19 protein-coding genes are annotated in these 23,541 nt (G+C 57.1%); 7 read left to right on the forward strand and 12 right to left on the reverse strand.

Annotated elements, in window-relative coordinates; translation table 11 throughout:
* Window positions 1–13: 13 nt before the first annotated feature.
* From ACR0LL_RS01815 to ACR0LL_RS01850, 8 genes are all read right to left on the reverse strand, one after another.
* Window positions 14–1,831: a feruloyl-CoA synthase gene (locus tag ACR0LL_RS01815; RefSeq protein ID WP_480583407.1), complete on the reverse strand. Its 1,818-nt coding sequence runs from the start codon at window positions 1,829–1,831 to the stop codon at window positions 14–16.
* A gap of 2 nt (window positions 1,832–1,833) precedes the next feature.
* The gene (locus ACR0LL_RS01820) at window positions 1,834–2,316 is read right to left on the reverse strand and encodes a MarR family winged helix-turn-helix transcriptional regulator (protein WP_480583409.1); all 483 of its coding nucleotides are present in this window, start codon (window positions 2,314–2,316) and stop codon (window positions 1,834–1,836) included.
* Between the two features lie 4 nt (window positions 2,317–2,320).
* Window positions 2,321–3,088 (reverse strand): crotonase/enoyl-CoA hydratase family protein, encoded by a 768-nt coding sequence (locus ACR0LL_RS01825; protein ID WP_480583412.1) that lies wholly within the window; start codon window positions 3,086–3,088, stop codon window positions 2,321–2,323.
* 10 nt (window positions 3,089–3,098) lie between these two features.
* Complete coding sequence (locus ACR0LL_RS01830; RefSeq protein WP_480583415.1) at window positions 3,099–3,863, reverse strand: SDR family NAD(P)-dependent oxidoreductase; 765 nt, start codon at window positions 3,861–3,863, stop codon at window positions 3,099–3,101.
* Window positions 3,864–3,954: 91 nt separating this feature from the next.
* Window positions 3,955–5,268, reverse strand: a complete 1,314-nt coding sequence (locus tag ACR0LL_RS01835) for a TRAP transporter large permease (RefSeq protein WP_209504353.1) — start codon at window positions 5,266–5,268, stop codon at window positions 3,955–3,957.
* Entirely contained in the window at window positions 5,265–5,849 is a 585-nt protein-coding gene (locus ACR0LL_RS01840) for a TRAP transporter small permease (protein ID WP_480583417.1), read from the reverse strand. The genes ACR0LL_RS01835 and ACR0LL_RS01840 overlap by 4 nt, the downstream gene beginning before the upstream one ends.
* A gap of 58 nt (window positions 5,850–5,907) precedes the next feature.
* Window positions 5,908–6,948 carry a TRAP transporter substrate-binding protein gene (locus ACR0LL_RS01845; RefSeq protein ID WP_480476338.1) on the reverse strand — a complete coding sequence of 347 codons (1,041 nt, stop codon included), beginning with the start codon at window positions 6,946–6,948 and terminating at the stop codon, window positions 5,908–5,910.
* A 337-nt stretch (window positions 6,949–7,285) separates the two neighbouring features.
* On the reverse strand, window positions 7,286–7,729 hold the full coding sequence (locus ACR0LL_RS01850) for a MarR family winged helix-turn-helix transcriptional regulator (protein WP_480583420.1): 444 nt from the start codon (window positions 7,727–7,729) through the stop codon (window positions 7,286–7,288).
* A gap of 135 nt (window positions 7,730–7,864) precedes the next feature.
* Here ACR0LL_RS01850 and ACR0LL_RS01855 point away from each other — a divergent pair, with 135 nt between their 5' ends.
* Window positions 7,865–9,793 (forward strand): FAD-dependent monooxygenase, encoded by a 1,929-nt coding sequence (locus ACR0LL_RS01855; protein ID WP_480583423.1) that lies wholly within the window; start codon window positions 7,865–7,867, stop codon window positions 9,791–9,793.
* A 164-nt stretch (window positions 9,794–9,957) separates the two neighbouring features.
* Here ACR0LL_RS01855 and ACR0LL_RS01860 read toward each other — a convergent pair whose 3' ends face one another.
* Both ACR0LL_RS01860 and ACR0LL_RS01865 read right to left on the reverse strand, forming a co-directional pair.
* Entirely contained in the window at window positions 9,958–10,968 is a 1,011-nt protein-coding gene (locus tag ACR0LL_RS01860) for an Ldh family oxidoreductase (protein ID WP_480583426.1), read from the reverse strand.
* A 31-nt stretch (window positions 10,969–10,999) separates the two neighbouring features.
* On the reverse strand, window positions 11,000–13,429 hold the full coding sequence (locus ACR0LL_RS01865) for a GcvT family protein (RefSeq protein ID WP_480583429.1): 2,430 nt from the start codon (window positions 13,427–13,429) through the stop codon (window positions 11,000–11,002).
* A 342-nt stretch (window positions 13,430–13,771) separates the two neighbouring features.
* On the opposite strand from ACR0LL_RS01865, the gene xylB reads away from it, so the two are divergent.
* From xylB to ACR0LL_RS01880, 3 genes are read left to right on the forward strand one after another with little or no spacing between them, the layout of a single operon-like run.
* Entirely contained in the window at window positions 13,772–15,229 is a 1,458-nt protein-coding gene (xylB, locus tag ACR0LL_RS01870; protein WP_480583431.1) for a xylulokinase, read from the forward strand.
* A complete protein-coding gene (locus ACR0LL_RS01875; RefSeq protein ID WP_480583434.1) occupies window positions 15,229–16,176 on the forward strand; it encodes an aldose epimerase family protein in 948 nt (315 codons plus the stop codon). Before xylB ends, ACR0LL_RS01875 begins: the two co-directional genes overlap by 1 nt.
* Complete coding sequence (locus ACR0LL_RS01880; protein WP_480583437.1) at window positions 16,173–17,477, forward strand: cytochrome-c peroxidase; 1,305 nt, start codon at window positions 16,173–16,175, stop codon at window positions 17,475–17,477. The genes ACR0LL_RS01875 and ACR0LL_RS01880 overlap by 4 nt, the downstream gene beginning before the upstream one ends.
* Here ACR0LL_RS01880 and ACR0LL_RS01885 read toward each other — a convergent pair whose 3' ends face one another.
* Window positions 17,478–18,989 carry a CRTAC1 family protein gene (locus tag ACR0LL_RS01885; protein WP_480583440.1) on the reverse strand — a complete coding sequence of 504 codons (1,512 nt, stop codon included), beginning with the start codon at window positions 18,987–18,989 and terminating at the stop codon, window positions 17,478–17,480.
* On the reverse strand, window positions 18,979–20,196 hold the full coding sequence (locus ACR0LL_RS01890) for an ROK family transcriptional regulator (RefSeq protein ID WP_480583443.1): 1,218 nt from the start codon (window positions 20,194–20,196) through the stop codon (window positions 18,979–18,981). Before ACR0LL_RS01890 ends, ACR0LL_RS01885 begins: the two co-directional genes overlap by 11 nt.
* Before the next feature lie 152 nt (window positions 20,197–20,348).
* On the opposite strand from ACR0LL_RS01890, the gene xylF reads away from it, so the two are divergent.
* From xylF to ACR0LL_RS01905, 3 genes are all read left to right on the forward strand, one after another.
* Window positions 20,349–21,368 carry a D-xylose ABC transporter substrate-binding protein gene (gene xylF, locus ACR0LL_RS01895; RefSeq protein WP_267364640.1) on the forward strand — a complete coding sequence of 340 codons (1,020 nt, stop codon included), beginning with the start codon at window positions 20,349–20,351 and terminating at the stop codon, window positions 21,366–21,368.
* Window positions 21,369–21,444: 76 nt separating this feature from the next.
* Window positions 21,445–22,743 carry a sugar ABC transporter permease gene (locus ACR0LL_RS01900; RefSeq protein ID WP_267364641.1) on the forward strand — a complete coding sequence of 433 codons (1,299 nt, stop codon included), beginning with the start codon at window positions 21,445–21,447 and terminating at the stop codon, window positions 22,741–22,743.
* A complete protein-coding gene (locus ACR0LL_RS01905) occupies window positions 22,743–23,540 on the forward strand; it encodes an ATP-binding cassette domain-containing protein (protein ID WP_267364642.1) in 798 nt (265 codons plus the stop codon). The genes ACR0LL_RS01900 and ACR0LL_RS01905 overlap by 1 nt, the downstream gene beginning before the upstream one ends.
* The last annotated feature ends 1 nt before the right edge of the window (window position 23,541 follow it).

Genomic DNA, 23,541 nt, shown 5'->3' on the forward strand with positions numbered 1-23,541 from the left:
GTTCGTTCCTTTCTCAGATCTTTACGATTGCCGGGTCGGCGTCGTCATAAAGACGCTCAAGTAAATTTTGCCGCCGTGTCAGTATTTTGCGGAAATTGAGGTTCCCCTTGGCGGTCATTTCGCCCTCGGGCATCGAGGCGGGCTCGCTAAGGACAATGGCGCGCCCGACCCGTGTGGAACTGCCCGATAACTCGCGGGCGCGCTCTGCCAGGCGGCGGTGAATTTCGCCTTGCAGCAATTTGCAGCAGTAGGCGCCACTGTCGTCGTTCAGGTCAAATCCTTCCCGCTTCAGCTCGGCAACATCGGGAAAGACCATGACGCCGATCTCATTTCTGTCGGCACCTGTAATGACCAGATCTGAGGCAAGAGGCGCAAGACAGGTCAACAAGTCCATCCGCAATTGCGCGGCACGCACCCATGTACCGGTCAGCAACTTGAAATCTTCAGAAATCCGGCCATCGAATTTCATACCTTTGTTTACGTCCTGCGGGTCGATGAACCGCATGGCGTCGCCGGTAATGAAAAACCCTTCTTCATCGAAAACACTGGCCGTCTTTTCGGGTTCGTTAAAATAACCTGGCATCACGTTTGGCCCTTTGATGCGCACTTCGCACCGCATGTCTTCATCCGGTATCAGCTTGAGTGTCACGCCGTTCATCGGAACGCCAACAACCCCGGAACGATCAATGGGCTCGGACTGCATCATTGTGGCGGGCGCTGTCTCGGTCAGTCCCCAGGACGAGGTCATCAGCGGTATCTCACCTTTGACATCCAGCGCCATCTGTTCAAATCCAGACCAGATGTCCTGTGGCAGTGAAGCGCCCGCATAAAAGATCAGATCAAGTTCTTCGAAGAACCGCCGACGCAAATCGCCATCCCGCTGCAATGCGCCCAGCAGCATGCCGTAACCTACGGGAACATTGAAGCTGAGCGTGCCGGTGACCATGGACAGGTTTTCCAGCGTCCTCTCAAACAGACCAGCTACCGGTTTGCCGTCGTCGATGTAGAAGCTTCCGCCGTTGGCGAGCATCATGTTGAAATTATGTGATCCGCCAAAGACGTGGTTCCATGGCAGCCAATCGACCACTCGGGGCGGACGCGTGCGCAGAAATGGCAACGCGTCCGCCAGCATGGTTTGGTTCACACACATCATGCGTTGGGTCGTGATGACCCCTTTCGGGGCCGAGGTTGAACCGCTGGTCATCAGGATCTTGGCGACGGAGTCGGGGCCAACCAGTTCATAGGCGGCCCCAAGATCGACACTGACATCCCCTTTGAGAAGTTCGTCGAACGCTGTGACCTGACTGTTCCTGCCTTGTCGGCTGGCTACGATTTCGACCCCTTGAAGCGCATCCAGTTCCAGCGCCTCTCGGTATTTATCCGCATCGACGACATAGGCCATCTTCGGGCGCGCCAGTTCGATGGCATGGCGCAGGCGGCCGTGCGCGCCATGGATCAACGCGTACTGCTCAGCCACGGGGGCTGTTGGTATGCCGATATACTGAGCAGCCAGACTCAGAAGGCCATGATCCAAGCCGTTACCGCTCATGATCAGGATCGGCGTGTCTGGCCCCATCCCACGCCCCAATAGCGAGCTTGCGATGGCTCGCACCTTTTCAAGCGTGGTCGCATAGCTTTCCTTGCGCCATCCCGCGCCGCTGCGTTCAGCAATGAACGTGCGGTCAGGCGCGTCCGAGGCCCAGGTGTGCAGCCAGACACCGGTTTTGTCGACGACAGGACCAAGAGTGTGGTTCGATTTTAGCAGGATGGAGCCGTCGGCCCGATCTTCGCGCGAAACAGAATGCACCAGGTATTCCGATGTGCGTTGCATGATCAGCCCCTTTTCCTCGCTTTTTCGATCGTCCTGAGGGCATCGAAAACGGTGGTGATGGTTGCGTCATCCAAACCGGCCATCAGCTTGCCTTCGTGGGCGGTAACCGCGGCGACGGCCTTTTCATATAATTGCCTTCCCGCCAGTGTCGTCCTGAGGGCATAGGCGCGCCGGTCGGTGGGTACCCGGTCGCGGACGATCAGTTCCCTGCGTTCCAGTTCATCAATGATAACAACAAGGTTCGGGCGCTCGATATCCATTGCGTCAGCCAGTTGGGACTGCCGCAAACCGGGGTTGTCGACGATGAGAACCAGTGCCGTATACGTCAGCATTCGCAGATCAAAGGGGCGCAGAGTTGTCGTCAGATCTTCCTGCACCACATTGAAGGCCCGTTTCATGCGATACCCGACAAACCCCCGCAGCGTAGCATCGCTAATCGTGTTTGGTGCGCCGTCTTCTGGCGTGTGTTCATGTTTCCTTTTCATGTGTTCACCTGAAGTTCGGGGCGCGCTTTTCAAGAAAGGCCCGCAGCCCCTCCTGCGCATCCGGTGTTGTTTGCGACAGGGCCGCAGCCAGAGATTCAGTAAACAGCCCGTCGTTTTGCGACATTTCATTGATCCGCGCGACCGCCTGAATCATCAGATAGTTGGACAGTGGCGCGTTTCGGGAAATCTTACCTGCCAGCGTTTGGGCCAGCGCCAAAGCCTCGCCTTCACCAACGCTATAATGTGCCAGCCCCAGCGATACCCCTTCATCGGAACCATATTTGCGGCCGGTCAGCATCATCTCGGTCATCCGATCGGCCCCCAGCAGGCGACCGACCCGCGCGGTCGCACCGCCGCCGACAAATATTCCGCGGCGGCCTTCGGGAAGCTGAAAGATCGTCGAAGGTTCAGCGATGCGAACATGTGTTGCCGCTGCAAGCTCCAGCCCGCCGCCGATCACGGCACCAAACATGGCCGAGACAACCGCAAGCCCACCAAACTGGATCTTGTCCATGACACTGTGCCAGTGGCGGGAATGATGCAGGTTTTCCTCGGCTGTACGATGAACATGCTCGGACAGGTCCAATCCGGAACAATAGTGCCCTTCAGTTCCGGTCAGGATCACCACACGCACGTTCTTGGGTGGTGCAGAAAAGAAATCATCCAGCGCTCCCAACAGTTCCTCGCACATCGCGTTTCGCTTGTCGGGGCGGTTCATGGTCAGGGTCGCGATGGATCCGTTGACCTCAATGTTCAGGATTTGGCTGTCCATGGGGAACTCCTTACCGGGGCGGCAGACGAACGGCGCCGTCAAGTCGAATAGTGGTGCCATTCAAAAACGGGTTTTCAACGATCTGTTCGGCGAGCATTGCGAACTCGCGCGCTTCGCCAAGGCGGGCAGGGAAAGGAATGTTCGCAGTGATCTTGGCAGTGACCTCTTCCGGCAAGCCTTCCATCATTGGCGTGTGGAACAGGCCGGGTGCGATAGCCATCACCCGAATACCCGACTGTGCGAGTTCCCGAGCGGCAGGCAGGCACATCGACGCGATTGCCCCTTTGGACGCGGCATATGCCGCTTGACCCAATTGACCGTCCTGCCACGCAACCGACGCCGTGTTGATGATCACACCGCGTTCACCGTCAGCCAACGGGTCCAGCTCGGCCATGAGTCTCGCCGCGTGGCTCATCACGTTGTAGGTGCCAAAAAGGTTCACGCGCAGAGTTTTCTCGAACACGTCGAATGACAGCTTGCCTTCGCGCCCAACGATCCTGGCCGCCATGCCGACGCCTGCACAACTGACGGCGATTCTGGGCGCCGACCCGAAATGGGATACTGCCGTCTCAAACGCGGCACTGACGGCGGCCTCGTCACTGACATCGGCTTGCAGGGCAAGACCACCAATTTCGTCAGCGACTGCCTTCGCACCTGCAGCATTGAAATCCAAAACGGCAACCTTTACTCCGCTGGCGGCGAAATGCCTTGCCGTTGCAGCGCCCAGTCCGCTTCCACCGCCGGTGACCAGGGCGATACATCCACTTAACTGCATGGTGCTCTCTCCAATTTAGTATGCTCAATCATTGTTGTATCTCATACCTATTTTCGGATGGGCCTGCTCCGGACCGCTGTTGGTGTCTAAGCTAGGGGATCAGGAACAGGGTAATGGCTGGAAACAGCACCAGGATCATGACCCGAATGATGTCAGAGGTGACGAACCACATGACTGCCTTGTAAGTTTGGGTCATCGGGGTTGAACGATCCATGGCGTTGATAATGAACAGATTCATTCCGACCGGAGGGGTGATCAGCCCGACCTCGACAACGATCAGAACCAGAATACCGAACCAGATGGCCACATGTTCGGGGCTCATGCCGAAATCCAGTGCGCTGATGACCGGAAAGAAGATCGGGATTGTCAGCAGGATCATTGACAGGCTGTCCATAAGACATCCGAAGATCAGATAGAACACCAGGATCAGGCACAACACCATCCACGGGCTGAGCCCAAGTCCAACGACCCAGCCAGACAGTTCCTGCGGTACCTGAGTGAGCGCTAGGAAACTGTTATACAGCCCTGCGCCCAACACGATGAAGAAGATCATCGCCGTGCTTGAGGCCGTGGCAATGATGCTTTCGACGAAGACCTGCCAGTTCAGATTGCCCGAGATCAGAGCGATCAACCCGGTTCCCGCCGCCCCCACGGCTGCGCCTTCGGTTGGGGTGAACCAGCCAAGATAGATGCCACCAACAACAAGGCCAAAAACCAGCAGGACAGGCCAGACATCCAGCAGTGCCCGTACGCGTTCAGGATAAGGGATCGCTTCGCGGGTGCCCGCGGCGTCAGGATACATGCGCACATAGATCGAAATCGTGATGATATAGCCGAGCGCTGCCAGAATGCCGGGGACAAAGGCCGCGAGAAACAGTTTGGCGATATTCTGTTCCGTCAGGATTGCATAGATCACAAGGATCACCGAAGGCGGGATCAGAATGCCCAATGTGCCGCCAGCAGCAAGCGTTGCGGTCGAAAACCCGCCGGAATAGCCGTAGCGGCGCAGTTCGGGCAGCGCGACACGGCTCATCGTCGCGGCGGTGGCCAGGGAGGACCCGCAGATTGCGCCAAATCCGGCACAAGCGCCAACTGCCGCCATGGCGACGCCCCCTTTACGGTGGCCCAACCAGCTTTCGGCCGCTTTGAACAAGGCCGAAGACATGCCCGATAATGTCGCGAACTGCCCCATCAGCAGGAACATCGGAATGATCGTCAGCGAATAGCTGGAGAAGGTAGAGTAGGTTTCGGTTTTGAGCTTGGCCATGAACATGCTGGTGCCACCCATGGCAAAATACAGCCCGCCAATCCCGCACAGCAACATGGCAAGGCCAATCGGTGCGCGCAGGAAAATCATGATAAGAAGTACGGGAAAGGACACGTAGCCCAGTTCGAGCATGGTCAATGTGCGGCCTCCCCGCGATAGGGCAGGATATGACGCCCGGTGACAAGCTCGATGACCTGCGCGACGGCGCAATAGACAGCAACAAGTGATGCGACAAGGGCGGCAACAAAGCTTAGCCCATAGGCCCACCAAACCGGAAATTGCAGCAGAAAGGTCGTTTCACCATAGTCCAGCTTGTTTTGCATGCCGACAAACAGGCGCCATGTAATCAAAAGGATGACAAGCGACAGGACGATTTCCCAGAACGTGATGATCACCTTGTTCACTTTAGCCGGAAGGGCGTTTGTGAATACATCGACCGTGGCGTGAGAGCCGTAGAGCTGGCAGATCGGCAGGAACGAGAATATGGCGAATGCAACGCCGGCTTCGACCAGTTCAAAATCGCCATTCACCGGCCCGACGCCCGATGCAATCAGCGCATTTGCCGCTGCTTCCGACAGTGACGTCAGAATGTCCGAGTGACCCAGCGTGTTCAAGCCGCGCCCCAGCACGCTGACACAGGTCAGCAGGACCAGCGCAGTCAGAACCACACCGCCGAGAACGGCCATGAAGCGCGCGATGCGCTCAACCTGTTTCTGCATGATCAACTCCAAAGGGATTGCTCTCCCAGCGGGAAATAGCGCCGGAAGAGCGACCGGATCAGTTGCCGGAGTATTGCGAAATCAGTTCGAGCGCGCGGGCGCGCAAGCCGGTTCCGTCCAGACCTTTTTCATCCATTTCGGCGATCCAGGCGTCAGTGGTCGGCTGTGATGCTGCCTTCCATTCCGCAACCTGTTCCGGGCTCAGCGTGATGATGTTGTTGCCGCGTTCCATCGCCTGCTTGTGTGGCCCGTCATCATCGGCCTGCATCTGCTTGCCTGCGAAGGCCGAGAATTCAGCGCCCGAGTTGGCGTCGATGACGGCCTTCAGATCATCCGGCAATGCATCCCAGCGGTCCTTGTTCATCGCGAAGATGAAGGTGGTGGTATATAGCGTGTCATCGCCAAAGGTCGTGTGGTTTCCGACCAGTTCGTTGACCTTCAGGGCGCCTGTCACTTCCCAGGGAATCACAGTTGCGTCGATCACGCCTTTAGACAGCGCTTCAGGTACCGCGGGAACAGGCATGCCAACCGGGGTCGCCCCAAGCGAGCTGAAAAGGCCGTTCGTTACGCGTGTCGGTGCGCGCAGCTTTACACCGTTCAGATCCTCGATGCTTTCGATCGGCTCCTTTGAATGGATAAGACCGGGCCCGTGCACCCAGAGCCCGAGAACTTTGAATTGCTTGAAGTCATCGTCCATCATGGTTTCTTCGGCCAGATCCCAATAGGCGCGTGAGACGGCTTCTGCATTCGTCATGGTGAACGGCAGTTCGAACACTTCGGTCCGGGGAAAGCGGCCCGGCGTATATCCGGACACCGTCCAGACAATGTCGGCCACACCATCAATGGCCTGGTCGATCAGTTCGGGGGGTTTGCCCCCAAGCTGCATGGACGGAAACCTTTGAATTTCGATCCGGCCATCCGAATCCGCTTCGACCTTGTCGGCCCAGACATCCAGAACGTTCTTGGGTACGTTGGCTTGTGCTGGCAGGAATTGGTGCATCCGCAGTGTCACTTCGGCCGCAATGGCAGTGGTTGACATGGCGCCAAAAGCAATCGCCGCCACTGCAGATTTGAGTATGGTTCTGCGCAAGTTGGTCATGGTCTCCTCCCTAGATGACCTATGAGTATCATCCCTGTTCATGATTGCTCATATTAGTTATGTTATATAACGATTTTGATCCACTTTCTTAGTGTTTGGTTTCAGGTCCTTTTCGGAAAACAGAATGCTCACACATGTGAACCTTTTCGTCGAAACGCTACGCAACAGACAGGTTATGCGCGGACGCCAAGTTATCCTCTCAGGATTACATTGCCCTCGGTTGGCTCAAAGGTAAATTGAGATTTCTTAGATTTTAGTTTCTGTTTTCGGTAACTAAAGCGCGAAAACGGTGGATTTGCTTTCCCTGTTTCAATTGGACCAGCGCCCGCGGTGGAATTCAAGACCGTGTGTTATCGTCGGTGACAGCTTCAACTGCCTTGCCTGCGAGCTTCAGGAATGTTTCGCGTTCATTCGGAGTTAGCCCTTCGAGTATCTCGTTTTGCAGGTCAATTACGACTGGCGCAGCTGCCGCTAGGATGTCTTTTCCTTTTTCGGATAAGGTGACCTCTCGCGCGCGTCTGTCACGTTGACTGACCGCGCGCTTGACGTAGTTTTTCTGCTCCAGCCGGTCGATAACCCCGCCGATTGTCGCGCGGTCATAGGCGATTTTCGCCGCGATTGTGGCCTGATCAATGCCGGGTTCGGCGCGAATTGTTTCAAGTGCTGCGTACTGAACGGATGTAAGGTCGATCCCGGCCTCCTGCATCCGGACCGAGAACACGTGGGTTGAAATCTGATTGAGCCTGCGGATGAGGTGACCCGCCATTCCGTAAATACTCATTCAAAACCTCCGAAATCACTTTACGCCGTCACTTTTTCAGAACTACCGCGGCAATTAGTGAGTGTACATATCTTTGTTGACAAGAAATAGTAAGTATAGTTATTAAAATTGCATGAACCTGCGGAGGAGGGGGCAATGCAATATTACGTTGATGGATTTCGTCCGGGTGATCCGGATATCAAACCGGCTGCGTTCGGTCACCACAACCACCCCACAACCTTCCCCGAAAAGGTTGATGTTCTGATCGCGGGTTGTGGACCGGCCGGGCTTTGCCTTGCGGCGCAACTGGCCGGGTTCGCCGAAATTTCGACAATGATCGTGGATCAAAAGCCGGGTCCGATGGAGAAAGGCCAGGCGGACGGTGTCAACGTCCGTTCGATGGAGATGTTTCAGGCGTTTGGTTTCGCTGAGAAAGTGAAGCGCGAAGCGTATTGGGTCAACCAAACGGCATTCTGGACGCCCGATCCCGCAAACCCGGACCACATCCGCCGGGCGGGCACGGTGCAGGACGTGGCCGACGATCAATCCGAGATGCCACATACCTTGATGAATCAAGCCCGGATTCATGAGCTGTTTCTGGAGGTGATGAGAAATGCTCCAACGCGGTTGCAACCCCATTACGGGCTTCGTGTCAGCGATTTGACGATTGATACCGGTTCCACGGATCACCCTGTCACGGCCGAGCTTGAACGCCTGGGCGATGATGGTGACGTGGTTAAACGGCTTACAGTACGTGCGAACTATGTCGTAGGCTGTGACGGTGCACGCAGCAATGTGCGCAGGGCTATCGGGGGTAAGCTGCAAGGCGACGCCGCACACCAGGCGTGGGGCGTTATGGACATATTGGCGAATTCCGATTTCCCCGACTTGCGGCGGAAATGCCTTGTTCAATCGGCTTCGGAAGGAAACGTTCTGATCCTTCCACGCGAAGGCGGATACCTGTTCCGAATGTATGTCGAGCTTGACAAGCTGAACCCGGATGAGCGGGTCGCCAACCGCAATCTGACGGCTGACCATATCATCGCTGCCGCGAACCGGATCATGCGTCCTTATTCCATCGACGTAAAAGAAGTCGTTTGGTGGTCGGTCTACGAGATCGGCCACAGGTTAACCGACAAGTTCGACGATGTCCCGCAGCATGAAATTGCAACACGCACCCCGCGCGTGTTCACGGCGGGCGACGCCTGCCACACCCATAGCCCCAAGGCGGGTCAGGGGATGAACGTGTCGATGGGCGATACATTCAACCTGGGCTGGAAACTGGTACATGTGCTGACAGGAAGGTCAATGCCTGACCTTCTTCACAGCTACTCGGCCGAGCGTTTGCAAGAGGCCAAAAGACTGGTCGAAACCGACCATAAATGGGCCCGGATCATGAGTGCGCCACCGGGCGAGTCAGAGCTTGACGGCACCGACATGCCCCGATTTCAAAAACAGTTTATCGAAAATCTGGAATTCACCGGCGGGCTTTCGGTTCACTATGGGCCTTCGGACTTGGTCGCCGAACCGGTTCACCAGCATCTGGCGCGTGGGCTGGTTATAGGCAAGCGATTTCATTCCGCACCAGTTGTCCGGCTTGCGGATGCCATGCCTATGCAATTGGGACATGTGGCCGAAGCGGATGCGCGTTGGAGGCTCTATGCCTTCGCTGGACAGGGAGACGCAGGTACGCAAGGCGGATCGATCCATCACCTTTGCGAGGCTTTGCAAAGCGATCCGAACTCTCCTCTGCGACGGTTTACGCGCCCTGACGAAGACATCGACGGTTTGATAGATCTACGGGCCATCTTCCCGCAGGATTTCAATTCGCTGGCCTATGAGGATATGCCGTCTCTTTTGAAACCCGAGAAGGGCAGGTATGGCCTGCGCGACTTCGAGAAGGTTTTTTGCGTTGATCACAAGAGGCGCGAAGACATCTACGAAATGCGCGGAATTGACCGGACAAAGGGCTGTATGGTCGTCGTCAGACCGGACCAATATGTGGCGCATGTTTTGCCTCTGGAGTGTCACGCTGACCTGTTTGACTTCTTCTCCAGACTATTTGTTTCGGGCGGCGGTCGATAAGTACGACGTCTCAGGTCACAACGGACCGCCGTTCCGAGGGGAGAATGGTTTGTCGCATCCGTGCTTGGTTCTGCAGGATTGCCGCCTGGGCAAATCTGGATTGGCGCTTGAAGCCGCCCGTGTCGCAGGAAGGCTCTCTAGCCAGGAAGCTAAGCGCGGGTATTTCAGGACGCGTTTAACGCGGCCAGAACCTCGGTGCTGACCACAACACCGTCAGCCTCGGCTGCCGCCCGTTTGGCCAGACGCCCGTCACCCGGAACACGGGCTTCCCCATTGCCGACAATTTCTGCGCAAATGCGCGTGATATATTGATTGAAGGCCGCGTTGCCGAACCGCGTCGGATCAATCGCAATCAGTGTTGCGCCGCCTTTGATGTTCAGGGCCCCGAACGCCTCGCGTTCCTGATTGTCTACGGAAAGGGTTCCACCAGCCAGAGCTGCACCCAACACTTCAACCATGAAAGCGATTGCGGCGCCCTTGTGCTCGCCAAAAGGTAACAGGCTGCGGGTCTCCAGAATGGCGTTCGGGTCCGTGCTGGGTGCGCCGTCAGGGTCCAGCCCGGCAGGGCGGGGCAGGTCGTGCCCTTCGGCTGCGGCCATGCGGATATCCATCAAAGCAACCATTGAAGACGCCTGATCCCAGACTATCGGCGCGCCGTCCTCGCGCGGGCAGGCAAAAGACATCGGATTGGTGCCAAATACCGGGCGCACCCCGCCTTGCGGCACCACCATGGACAAAGAGTTGATCACGGCGAAAGCTACCAGACCCGCTTCGGCCAGCGGTTCGGTGTCAAACCGCAACGCGCCCAGATGGTGGCAATTTGCGCAGGTGAAAGCGGCAATGCCGTTTTCCCGCGCCATTTCGATCAACGCGTCGCGGGCTTCTGCTGCGGCGACCTGATAGTACCCGTTATCTGCGTCACAGCGCAGAACGCCCGGGGCAGCCTTTTCTAACTTGGGCTTCGCATTGCCGTTTGCATAGCCCGAGGTGAAGCTTTGGACATAGACCGGCAGCATACGCAATCCGTGGCTGCGCGGTCCGTCCCGCTCGGACCGGGTAACAATGTCGGCCAGAATATCGCTGCCCTGCGCGTTTACACCGGCAGAAACAAGTACGGATTTCGCCAGCGCCCGAACCTCGGCAAGAGAAAGCGTTTTGGTCGATTGTTCGGTCATCTTTTCAAATCCAGTCTTTTTACTTCAGGGGTCAGGCACGCGCACGCGCGCTGGTGGGATCAACGGCGCAAGTATCGATCACCTCGGCATCACGCATTTCGTTATGGACCAACACCTGCATCCGTGTACCCGGCGCGGTCAAATCGTTTGGTACAAGTGCCATCGCTATGTCGTGGTTGCAATAATAAGAGAACCCGCCCGACGTAACGTGCCCGATCAGTTCACCGTTTGCATAAACGCCTTCATCGAACATCACCGAAGTTTCGCCAAAGGGAAGTTTCAACGTGACCAGCCGTTTGTGATTGCCCTCGCTTCTCTGCTTCTCCAGCGCCGTTTTTCCGATGAACTCTCGCCCCTCGGTGACAACAAACCGATCAAGGCTGGCCTCATACGGCGTCATGTCCTTGCAAATCTCGCGGTTGATGGCGCGATAGGATTTTTCAAGGCGCATGGATTCCAAAGCCTCAAGACCGAAGGGTTTTACACCGGCTTTCAAAAGCAGGTCGACAAGGTGGCGGTTATACCCGACCGGATGGTGCAGTTCCCAACCCAGCTCGCCTGTGTAAGATACCCGAAGCAGGTGAACGTCTTTGGCATAGCCCACTTCACCTTTTTGTGCAGAGAGCCAGGGAAAAGCAGCATTCGACAAATCGTTGTCGGTCAATGGTTGCAAAATCTCGCGCGCCTTGGGACCGGCCAGCGCGATCACACCCAACTGTTCCGAAACGTCTTCAAGGATAACCGATTGATCTTGTGGTAGCAGGCGTTGCAGCTGATCCCAGTTATAGGCGCGCCAATTCGGGGTAGAGACCAGGTAAAAATCATTCTCGGCATAGCGGACAACTGTGTATTCCGCATCCATGCCACCTTTTGGATTCAACAAGAGCGACAGGTTCATCCGGCCCACTTTGGGCAATTTGTTTGCCATCAGACCATCCAGCCACCGCGCGGCGCCGGGACCGCGTACAGTAAACTTGGTCATCGGCGACATCTCGATGAACCCGGCCGCCTCGCGGGTGGTACGTACTTCCTCCTGAACGCGTTCCATGTGGTTAGTGCGGCGGAAAGAATGTTCAGGGATCGCCTCTTGCGGCGATTTGGCGAACCAGCGCGGGAATTCGTAGCCGTTGAAGCTGGTCCAGACTGCGCCATGCGCCGTCAGCAGATCGTAAGACCCCACGGTTTTCATTGGGCGCGCGTCCGGGAAATCTTCGCCGGGGATATGCGCGTTCATATGTGTTCCCCAGGTTTCGCGAACCTTATCCATGGTCCAGCGTTTGGAGGCGTAGTCAGAGAAACGGCGCGGGTCCAGTTCCGACATGTCCATGCCCGGATCACCGTCGACGATCCAGCGGGCCAGCCGTTCGCCCACGGTGCCGCCCCACAGAATGCCACCGGGCATCCCTTCGGCCAGCCACAGGTTTTTGTACCCCGGCGCTGGCCCGGCAAGTGGCAATTCGTCCGGCGTCATTTGGAAGGGGCCGCGCGTGTTGGCCTTGATGCCCACCTCGCCAAGAACTGGAACCCGTTCGATTGCCCGTGCCCATTGGGTTTCCACGGCATCGAAATCCTCGGGCAAGAGGTCTGCGCCAAAGTCAGGTGGCACGCGGTCTTCGGCAAACAGTTTTAGGTCCTTGGTGAATTCATAGGGCCCGAACTGAATGCCACCGACATCTTCGCGCAGATATGCGCCGTAATCCTCATCCCGCAGGATCGGGAACTCGGGCAAACCCTGCGCGCGACGTTCCTTGAGCAGTGGAACGGTTTCCGTGGTCCAGTACTGGTGAACGATGGGAATGCAGGGCAGGTCCAGCCCAACGCGCCGGGCATTTTCACGGGCATAGTTGCCGGTGGCAAAAACCAGATGCTCGCAGTTAATCTCACCCTGATTGGTGGTAACTTTCCAATGACCGCTTTCCAGCTTTTTATACGCCTGTGCTTCGGTGTTCTGACAGATTGTGGCGCCTGCATCCCGCGCCAGTTTTGCCATTGCCATGGTGATGTCGGCCGGGTTCACATAGCCGTCCTCGGTATGCAGGATACCGCCGCGAATATGCTCGGACTGGCTCAAAAGGGGGTGAACATCGGCAATTTCCGCCGGCGTCAACAGTTTGCAGGGCACACCGGCGGCCTCGGCAATCGAGATATATGACTGGAATTCATCCCAACGCTCCTGGGTGTTGGCAACGCGCAGCTGACCCACTTTGCGCAAGCCTACAGATGCACCCATCTTCTGTTCGACTTCGGAATAGATGCGGATGGTTTCCATCGTCATCTTCGACACGTTTCGGGACCGCACGAAGGTGACCAGCAGACCGGCCGCATGCCAGGTCGAGCCTGAGGTCAGCGTGGTCCGTTCCAGCATCACCGCATCGCTACAGCCGTGCTGTGTCAGCCCATACAGAATGGACGCGCCCACACATCCGCCGCCAACGACAACAACTTTGGCATGTGACTTCATTTGCCGATTTCCTTCTTGCGACTGATCATGGTGTCAGACGCTCTGCCTGCCCGAAATCAGTAAGATGAGAACGTTCCGAAGTTTTTACGGAAACATGGCGCCAGACAATCGCAAAAAATCTCTCCTGCGGCTTAGTTCAGGTCACCTCTCACCGGGTGCCTTCGCATTGGTCGCTGTCTGGGTCCCGGTCATTCGGTGCTGTCCAGCACGGCATCAATTTTTATGTGCCTTGTGTTGTTTCACCTTGTTATGTTAGCGCAAACTGTGCCAGTGAAGCCTGATACCTTTGCAAAACTGGGTTTCTGTTGCCTACGTATTGCGGCTTACAAGTGGGAGGAACAGGTGTATCTCGGTCTTGATTTGGGGACGTCAGGTCTTCGGGGAATTGTGGTCAGTGAAGACGGCGACGTCGTTGCCGAGGCCGAAGCAAGCGTGAATACATCGACACCGCATCCGGGCTGGTCAGAGCAAGAACCTGCGGATTGGGTTGAAGCGTGTCAAAAGGTCTTTGCCCAGTTGCGCGGGCAAAACAACGCTGCGTTTTCGGCAGTGCGCGGCATTGGTCTTAGCGGGCATATGCATGGCGCGACGCTTCTGGACCGAAATGGTAGCGTCTTGAGGCCCTGTATCCTTTGGAACGACACCAGGTCTGCCCGTGAAGCTGCCGAACTGGATGCGCTTTCCGCGATGCGATCGATCACCGGAAACATCGTTTTTCCCGGCTTTACTGCGCCTAAACTGGAATGGGTGCGCAGGCATGAACCTGACGTTTTTGAAAAGACCGCCAAAGTCTTGCTCCCCAAAGACTATTTACGCTTCTGGCTGACCGGAGAATACATCAGCGACATGTCTGACAGCGCGGGTACAGCGTGGTTGGACGTCGGATGCCGTGAATGGTCGGAAACAGCGCTTGAGCTAAGCCACATGCGTTGGGATCAGATGCCCGAACTGGTCGAAGGTAGCGCTGCCGGGGGCGAGCTGAGGGCGGAGATTTTGCAGCACTGGGGTCTGACCGGACCCGTTGTCGTTGCCGGCGGGGCTGGCGACAACGCGGCGGCGGCCTGTGGTATTGGAAGCATCGCCGAAGGCAGCGGTTTTCTATCGCTGGGAACGTCGGGTGTGCTGCTGGTTGCCAAGGACAGTTACGCGCCCGCACCGGAAACGGCGGTTCACTGCTTCTGCCACGCGGTGCCGGAGCGCTGGATTCAAATGGGCGTCATCCTGTCGGCGACCAACAGCCTGAACTGGCTGTCCCGGAATCTCGGCCAATCCGTTGGTGCACTCGCATCGGCTTTGCCGGATACCGTCACCGGGCCGTCGAAGACCAAGTTCCTGCCATACCTGTCGGGGGAACGTACCCCTCATAATGACAGCGCCATCCGGGGGGCGTTTCTTGGGTTGGATATTGCGTCGGATCCAGCGGATCTTGCACAGTCCGTGATGGAAGGTGTCTCATTCGCGCTGCGCGATTGCCTTGAGGCCCTCAGGAGCACGGGAACAAAGCCTGAAAGCCTGATGGTTGTGGGTGGGGGCGCACGATCCCGGTTCTGGGTCGAGACGCTGGCAACTGTTCTGAGCGTCCCGCTTGCCTTGCCCAAAGGCAGTGAATTCGGAGCCGCCATCGGCGCGGCGCGCCTTGCTGCCTGTGCAGTAGACGGCGCAGACCCGGTGGAACTCATGACATCGCCAGAAATCTCTGAAATTGTTCAGCCGCGCGCGGGGTTATTCGATGCCTATGAGGCTGAATATCAAAGATATCGCCAGTTTTATGCGGCACTATCCCCCTTGTCTACGCCATGATGAAGGGCGTCACTTCCCTACCCATCGAACAGGTTGTTCTGGAAGATGGTGCGATGTCGGTTTCCCTGCTGAGCTATGGGGCGATCACACAAGGGTGGTGGATCGGTGAAACGCCCTTGATCCTGGGCTATCCAAACCCGCAGGAATATCTGACGGACCCGTATTTTCTGGGTGCAATCGTGGGTCGCGTCGCCAATCGGATCGGTGGCGCAAAGTTTAAAATTCAGGATGCCGCTTATCGCCTGATGGCGAATGAGGGGGAAAACACGCTGCATGGCGGTGTGGTCGGGCTGTCACGCAGCCACTGGATTATCAGGAAGACCAAGCCGAACCGTGCGGTTCTGTCCTTGACGTCACCTGACGGCGCTGACGGTTTTCCCGGAGAAATCAGATTCGTGATTCATGTCGAGCTGGCTTTTCCACGGCTGACTTACACGATCACCGCATGGCCGGACCGGCCTACGCCGATCAGCATTGCGCAGCACAATTACTATACTCTTGGGTGCCAAAGCGGTATTCTTGGCAACCGTTTGACCCTGAATTCCAAGCGGGTACTGGAACTGGACGACAGCTCCACTCCGACAGGCGTCGTGGATGAGATCGAAAACCAAGCGCTGGATTTCTCATCCCCGCGCGTTATCGGTGATGAGGGGCGCGGCCTTGACCACTACTTCGTGTTTGAAGAGGCGGGCAATTTCGATCGACCGGTTGCCACAGTCGAAACACCGTCAGGTTTGCGTATGAATATCTACTCTGATCAGCCCGGCGCGCAGGTCTATTCCGCCGCGCACCTGTCCGATCCTTTCACGCCATGCGCAGGGCTTTGCATTGAGCCTTCCGGTTACACGGACGCTGTGAACCACCCCTTGTTTCCGTCCGTCATCTATTCTCCGGACAATCCGTATAAACAAGTTCTGACGTTGGAAATCGCAGAGGATCAGGCATGAAAGTTGCGGCATCGGTGTATGCTCTGGCCTTTTGCGTGACACTGTCGGCGGCGCAGGCGCAGGCGCAGGACCTCGGGTCGCTTCCGCAATTTGTAGAACCGGACCTTGTCAAGGTCGAACTGGGACAGTTGCTGTTTTACGACCCGATCCTGTCGGGGAACAAAAACATCAGCTGCGCCACTTGTCATCATCCGAAACTGGGAACGTCAGACGCGCTGTCTCTGGGTATCGGCGAAGGCGGTGTGGGGCTGGGGGCAGCGCGCAGGCTTGATCAGGAAAACATGCCCGAGCAGCGCATTCCCCGAAATGCACCGGGGCTGTGGAACCTTGGAGCGCTGGAATTCACCACCTTTTTTCATGACGGGCGTCTTGAGGCAGACCCGTCACAGCCTGACGGGTTCCGAACGCCCTTGGGCACAGATATGAGGCCGGGCTTCCAATCTGCACTGGCCGCGCAAGCGATGTTCCCGGTCTTGTCGGCTGACGAAATGGCGGGCCACTATTCGGAAAACGAAGTGAGCAAAGCTGTGCGTCTTGGTTTGCTGACCCAAAAGGACGGCGCATGGGACCTTATCGCGGCGCGTGTTGCCGCAATCCCGGAATACAGGGCGCGCTTTGACCAGCTCGCGCCCGGAGAAGAGATCACTTTTACCGCAATCGCCAATATCATTGCCGATTTCATCGCCTTTGAATGGCGCGCTGACAACAGCCTGTTTGATCGCGCGATGCAGGGGAAAGAGGCGCTGCCCGAACAGGCACAAATGGGGCTCGACCTTTTTTACGGCAAAGCCGGGTGCAGCACCTGCCATTCCGGCTGGTTCCAGACGGATCATGGATTTCATTCTATCGCCATGCCGCAAATCGGGCCGGGAAAAGCCGCCCGGTTCGAGAACCATGTTCGCGATGACGGGCGATTGCGTGTGACGGGCAATGCGGATGACGCCTTCACATTTCGCACGCCATCCTTGCGCAATGTGACCCTTACGGCACCCTATGGTCACAACGGAGCCTACGCGCGGCTTGAAGATGTTGTCCGTCATCATCTGGGCCCGGTCGCAGCTCTGCGCAGCTACTCGGTTGAAAAAGCAGCTTTGCCAGAGTTTCCGGGCGCGGAAGATCAAAAAGCCTTGCTCGACCCCACGCTGACCGAGGCGATTGCAGCGTCGAATGATCTGGCCCCAATCAGCCTGAGTGATGACGAGGTGAACGCCATTTTGAGTTTTCTCAGCACATTGGAAGACCCGGCAGTCCGGCTGGGTGTGCCAGCGCATGTTCCCAGCGGTTTGCCTGTTGATCAATGATCAGCGGTCGATGCGAAGCACTTGGTTGCTTCTGAAGGTCTGCCAATCACCAACCGTGCCGTCTGGCCAGATAACCCGCAGCTCCAGTTCGTCCGCGTGGCCCAAGCCAAAGTGGTGAAGCCCGGAGATGCCGCTTGCATGGCCGCCACCAATGGTCACTTCCCGCGTTTGGATTCCGTCGGTGGTTTTAACCTCGATGAAGCTTCCGACAGCTGCGCGGTTGGGACGATCCTGGCCAAGATCAACCTGAATCCAGTTTCCAAGTTGTTGTTCGTTCTGAAATACCTCAAGCGCTGACCCGCGATTGACCACGACCAGATCAAGCGATCCATCCCCGTTCAGGTCCGCCAGGGCCCCACCGCGGGACTTGCCCATAGAGGCGACACCCGCCGCTGAGGCAGCTTCGTAAAACTGACCATTTGCGGATTGCAGCAACAGGTTGTTGGGGTCGGTTTGCGCCGCATCAGGCATCTGTTCGACATTGCCCTTGGCGACAAATATGTCGTCGCGCCCGTCGTTATTGACGTCGCCGAACTGCGCATGCCAGCCGGTTGAGGGGCGACCATCGCCACCGACATGCGGCCTGTGCGCCGTTGTCCCCCGGTCATAAGTCGCGTCGCGCCATGTCGGCCCCTCTGCAGTGGGATCAAAGATCTGAAACTTCTGATCCCCCATCGAGGTCAGGTAAACATCAGGGAAGCCGTCCCCTGATATATCCCGTGATGCAATCCCCATGCCCCAGATCGAATAGGGCAGCCACCCATCTTCCGGCGCGTAAAGGCGTGGCGTGTCTTCCATAGCCCAAAGCTGCTCTTGCCCGCCGCGCACATAGTAATGGCGGTCGTTACTGACACGCAGGTCCGCGCGCCCGGTGCGCGCCCAGTCGGAAAACAGAATGGACAAGGAACAATGTCCCGGTACCAGGTGGAGAGGCGGGCCATAGGCCGTCCCTTCTGGGCGATACAAAAGCGTCGGCCCGCAGGCTTCAAACGGGCCATCGGGATTGGTTCGGTCGACATATGTTCCAAAAGCCAGTGTCGGCAGGGTTTGACCACTTTCCCAGGTGGCGGAAAAACCGGTGGTCCAGTGATCCTGAGACTGGAAATTCAACGAGGTGAACGGTTCAAATGCGCAATTCGCTTTGCCACGCAACAAAACGTCTTCGCCAACGCGCAAAACCGCCAGATCCAGAAACCCGTCCCCATCGATATCCAGTGAGTAGGCACCGGTCACGCCGGTCAGGGACAGTGCGCTTGGCGTTTCTGACCGAAAACTGACATCGGGTCCTGATGTGTTGACAAACAATTGCGCCGGGTTGGTTCCCCCTGCGGCAAACAGTTCGGGCCGATCATCGCCATTGCAGTCGAAAACGGCGATGCCTCCGCCCACGAAGTGCTCCCATCCGCCGTCGTAAACATGGCTGGGGATGTCGATGCTGTGAAACTGCGGAAGGTTGATGTCGGCCGTGGCGGCAGACGCTGTCGCTAGCAGGATCGTCAGTTCAACTCGCATTTTCCGCCAGTTCCCTGACTTTCAGGATCGAGACTTGTTCGATCCCATAGGCTGCTGCCCCTTTTGCCCACATTGAATCCCCCCAATGGTTTACGTTGATTTCAGGCAGTGGCGCGTCAACGCTGACGACACCGTTTTTGATACGGGTCATCACTGCCTCAGAATGCAGGTATTCAAAGCTGCCTCGGGTGCCGGACAGGATGATACATTCCGGATCGAACAGATTGATCAAGTTGGAAAGCCCCATTCCAAACATCTGGCCAGCGCGGGACAGAACTGAAATGGACCGGGCATCACCGGATTGGGCGGCGGCGTGAATATCGGCAAGAGTGTGCGGGTCAGTTGCCTGACTGGCAATGGTTGCCTCGCGGATCAGGGCATATTCCCCAACATAAGCTTCAAGGCATCCGCGTTGCCCGCACTGGCACAATGCGCCATCCAGCTGAACTTTGACATGCCCGAATTCCGCGCCGCAGCCGCGCTCGCCGCGATAAAGCTTGCCATCCAAAACAATGCCCAGACCAATGCCGTGTTCTATCGTGACAACCAGAAAGTTCTTCAGCCCTTTGCCAAGACCGAAAAGCTGTTCGGCCTTTGCAACCAGATTGGCGTCGTTCTCGATAAATGCTGGGCAGGGGAGCGCTTGGGACAGAAGCGGGCTCAGATCCACGTTGCGCTCTGTCAGCGAAGATGACCAATGTACAAAATTCCGCTCTGCGTCGACCAGTCCGGCAATCCCGATGCAGACGCCGGAGACCTCTGTCAGGGACCTGCTTGCAGAGGCGCAGGCCTGTTCCAGCGCCGCGCATATCTTTTTTGCAAACGCCTCCGGAGCCATCCGGGCCTCTTCCAACGGATGTGTGTAGGAGATGATCTCAGTGCCTTCAAAATCGACTAGGATGACTGAAATCTGGTGCCGGGCCACTTTTACACCTGCAATCAGGTGACATCCGCCATGCAGTTTCAGCAGCACACGGGGTCTGCCGCGGCGCGCGGATTTTGACGGTGTTTCGCTTTCGATTTCCTGAATCAGACCAGCTGAAAGCAGATCTGACGTTGCCGCTGTCACTGTCGCCGGGCTGGTCTCAAGCGCGCTTGCAATGTCGATCCGCGATATCGCTCCGGTCGACCGGATTTGTTCCAGCACGCGCAAGCGGGTGATGTTTCGTTGATCCGTAGCGTTTGAAGAAACCTTGCTTTTCAGCATTCTGCCCTCGCGAATCTGGTGATTTCCCAAGCGTAAGCGGTTTTTCTTCTTTCGGGTAGCATAAATATTTTACTGACTGAAATAAATATGCTACGCAGAATTGTGAGAGCCACGAATCATGAAGCGATGGCTCAATAAACCGGGAGGAAATCATGAAACGAATTCTCAGCGCTTCTGCTGTGGCCGTCCTGATGGGGACGGTTGCGTTTGCAGAAACCACGGTCGGTGTAAGCTGGTCGAACTTCCAGGAAGAGCGCTGGAAAACCGATGAAGCGGCAATCAAAGCCGCGCTTGAGGCGGGCGGTGCCGAGTATATTTCGGCAGATGCGCAATCGTCGTCGGCCAAGCAGTTGTCGGATATTGAAAGCCTGATCGCCCAGGGCGTTGATGCGCTGATCATTCTGGCCCAGGATTCCCAGGCCATCGGTCCAGCTGTTCAGGCAGCGGCTGACGAAGGTATCCCAGTCATCGCGTATGACCGTCTGATCGAAGATGATCGGGCCTTCTACCTGACTTTTGACAATGTCGAAGTCGGTCGTATGCAGGCGCGTGCGGTGTTCGACGCCATGCCCAAAGGCAACTATGTGATGATCAAGGGCTCGCCCACCGACCCGAACGCGGATTTCCTGCGCGGTGGTCAACAGGAGATCATTCAGGGTGCTGTTGACAGTGGTGACATTGTGATCGTTGGCGAAGCCTATACCGACGGCTGGCTGCCTGCGAACGCGCAGCGCAACATGGAACAGATCCTGACGGCCAACGAAAACAAAGTTGATGCTGTGGTCGCGTCAAATGACGGAACCGCAGGCGGTGTAGTTGCTGCACTGACCGCACAAGGTATGGACGGCATTCCGGTGTCGGGTCAGGATGGCGACCATGCGGCGCTGAACCGGGTGGCCAAAGGCACGCAAACCGTTTCGGTCTGGAAAGACGCACGTGAGCTGGGCAAGGCCGCAGGTGAAATCGCAGTCGCGCTGAGCGGTGGAACGGCTGCGGCGGACGTCGAAGGCGCGGTCAGTTGGACTTCGCCCGGTGGGACCGAAATGACGTCAGTCTTCCTGGCGCCTGTGCCGATCACAAAAGACAACCTTTCCGTTGTGGTCGATGCTGGCTGGATTCCGCTGGAAGACCTGTGCCAGGGCGTCGAAAACGGCCCTGCACCCTGCAACTAAGTCAAGTCTCCAAACCATAATGTCTCTGGCCCGCAAGGCCGGGCCAGAGACCATAGCTGAACATGAAAGATCGGATATGACCGAAACTTCGTCTCAGCCGGTACCCCAAAAAGCAAAGGCCAACCTGTTCCAGCAACTGGAACTGGACATGCGGCTATTGGGCATGATCGGCGCCTTCATCATCCTGTGCATCGGCTTCAACATCGTAACGGATGGCCGTTTTCTGACGCCCAGAAACCTGTTCAACCTGTCGATCCAGACCGTCTCGGTCGCGATAATGGCCTGCGGCATGGTGTTCATTATCGTGATGCGCCACATTGATCTTTCGGTCGGCGCGCTGCTGGCGACCACATCCGCCGTCATGGCGATGACACAGACCGAACTTCTGCCGAACGTGCTGGGGTTAGGTTTAAATCACCCGGCGACTTGGGCAATCACCCTTGTTGTCGGCCTCGCAGTCGGAACCTTGATCGGCGCATTCCACGGTTGGATGGTAGGCTATCTGACGATACCGGCCTTTATCGTGACGCTTGGCGGTTTTCTGGTCTGGCGCAACGTCGCCTGGTACATGACCGATGGCCAGACAATCGGCCCGCTGGACAGCACGTTCCTGATATTTGGCGGAACCAACGGGACGTTGGGAACAACGGTCAGCCTTCTGTTCGGCCTTGCCGCCACCGCTATTGCGGTCTGGGCGTTGTGGAGCGGACGCCGCTCCAAGGCTGCCCATGGGTTCCCTGTGAAACCGGTTTGGGCCGAAACAACTTTGGCGGGGATCATTGGCATTGCCATTATGGGCTATGTCTTGATCGTCAACAGTTACTCGATCCCCACACGCAGGCTGGAACGTATGTTCGAAGCGCGGGGCGAGACCATGCCTGAAGGGCTTGTTGTGGGTTATGGTATCCCGATCTCGGTTCTGATCCTGATCCTTGTTGCAGTAACCTTGACTGTTGTGGCCCGCAAAACCCGATTTGGCCGCTATATCTTTGCCACGGGGGGCAACCCGGATGCGGCGGAACTGTCGGGCATCAATACCCGTATGATGACCGTCAAGATCTTTGCCCTGATGGGGTTCCTGTGTGCGCTGTCGGCGGTCGTGGCCTCGGCCCGTCTGGCCAACCACTCGAACGATATCGGCACATTGGATGAGCTTCGCGTGATTGCTGCGGCCGTGATCGGCGGCACCGCCCTGTCTGGCGGTATCGGTACGATTTACGGCGCGATCCTTGGCGCGCTGATCATGCAGGCGCTGCAATCGGGCATGGCCATGGTTGGCGTGGACGCACCGTTTCAGAACATCGTCGTGGGCACCGTTCTGGTTTTGGCCGTCTATATCGACATCGTCTATCGCAAACGTCTGGGAGCGAAATGATGCAAGCACAAGAAACACAGAACCAAACTTCGGGCCGTGGGTCCGGCCAGCCTCCGCTTGTCGAAATGCGCGATATCTCGATTTCGTTCGGCGGTATCAAGGCGGTGGACCGTGTCTCGGTCGATCTGTACCCGGGCGAGGTTGTGGGCCTTCTGGGCCACAACGGGGCCGGCAAATCTACGCTGATCAAGGTGCTTTCCGGCGCCTATCAAATGGACCACGGAGAGATTCTGATCGACGGCAAGAAGGTTGAGATCAACAACCCCCGTGATGCGCGTGCCAACAATATCGAGACGATCTACCAGACGCTGGCCTTGGCGGACAATCTGGATGCAAGTTCGAACCTTTTCCTGGGGCGGGAAATGGTCACGCCCTTCGGGCTGGTCAATGATGCCGCGATGGAGGCCGAATGCCGCAAGATCATGGCACAGTTGAACCCGAATTTTCAGAAGTTCAACGACCCGGTCTCGGCGCTATCCGGCGGTCAGCGGCAGTCAGTGGCCATTGCGCGGGCGGTATATTTCAATGCGCGTATCCTGATCATGGACGAGCCCACAGCCGCGCTTGGCCCGCACGAAACACAGATGGTGGCGGACCTGATCCAGCAGCTCAAGGCGCAGGGGATCGGGATTTTCCTGATCGACCACGACGTGCATGCAGTGATGGAGTTGTGCGACCGGGCTTCGGTCATGAAAAACGGGCAACTGGTTGGCACTGTCGACATCGCCGATGTCACGGATGACGATCTGTTGTCGATGATCATTCTGGGCAAGAAGCCCGGCGAAAAGACGGAATGAG

The organism is Ruegeria sp. AI2 (genome assembly GCF_056541275.1).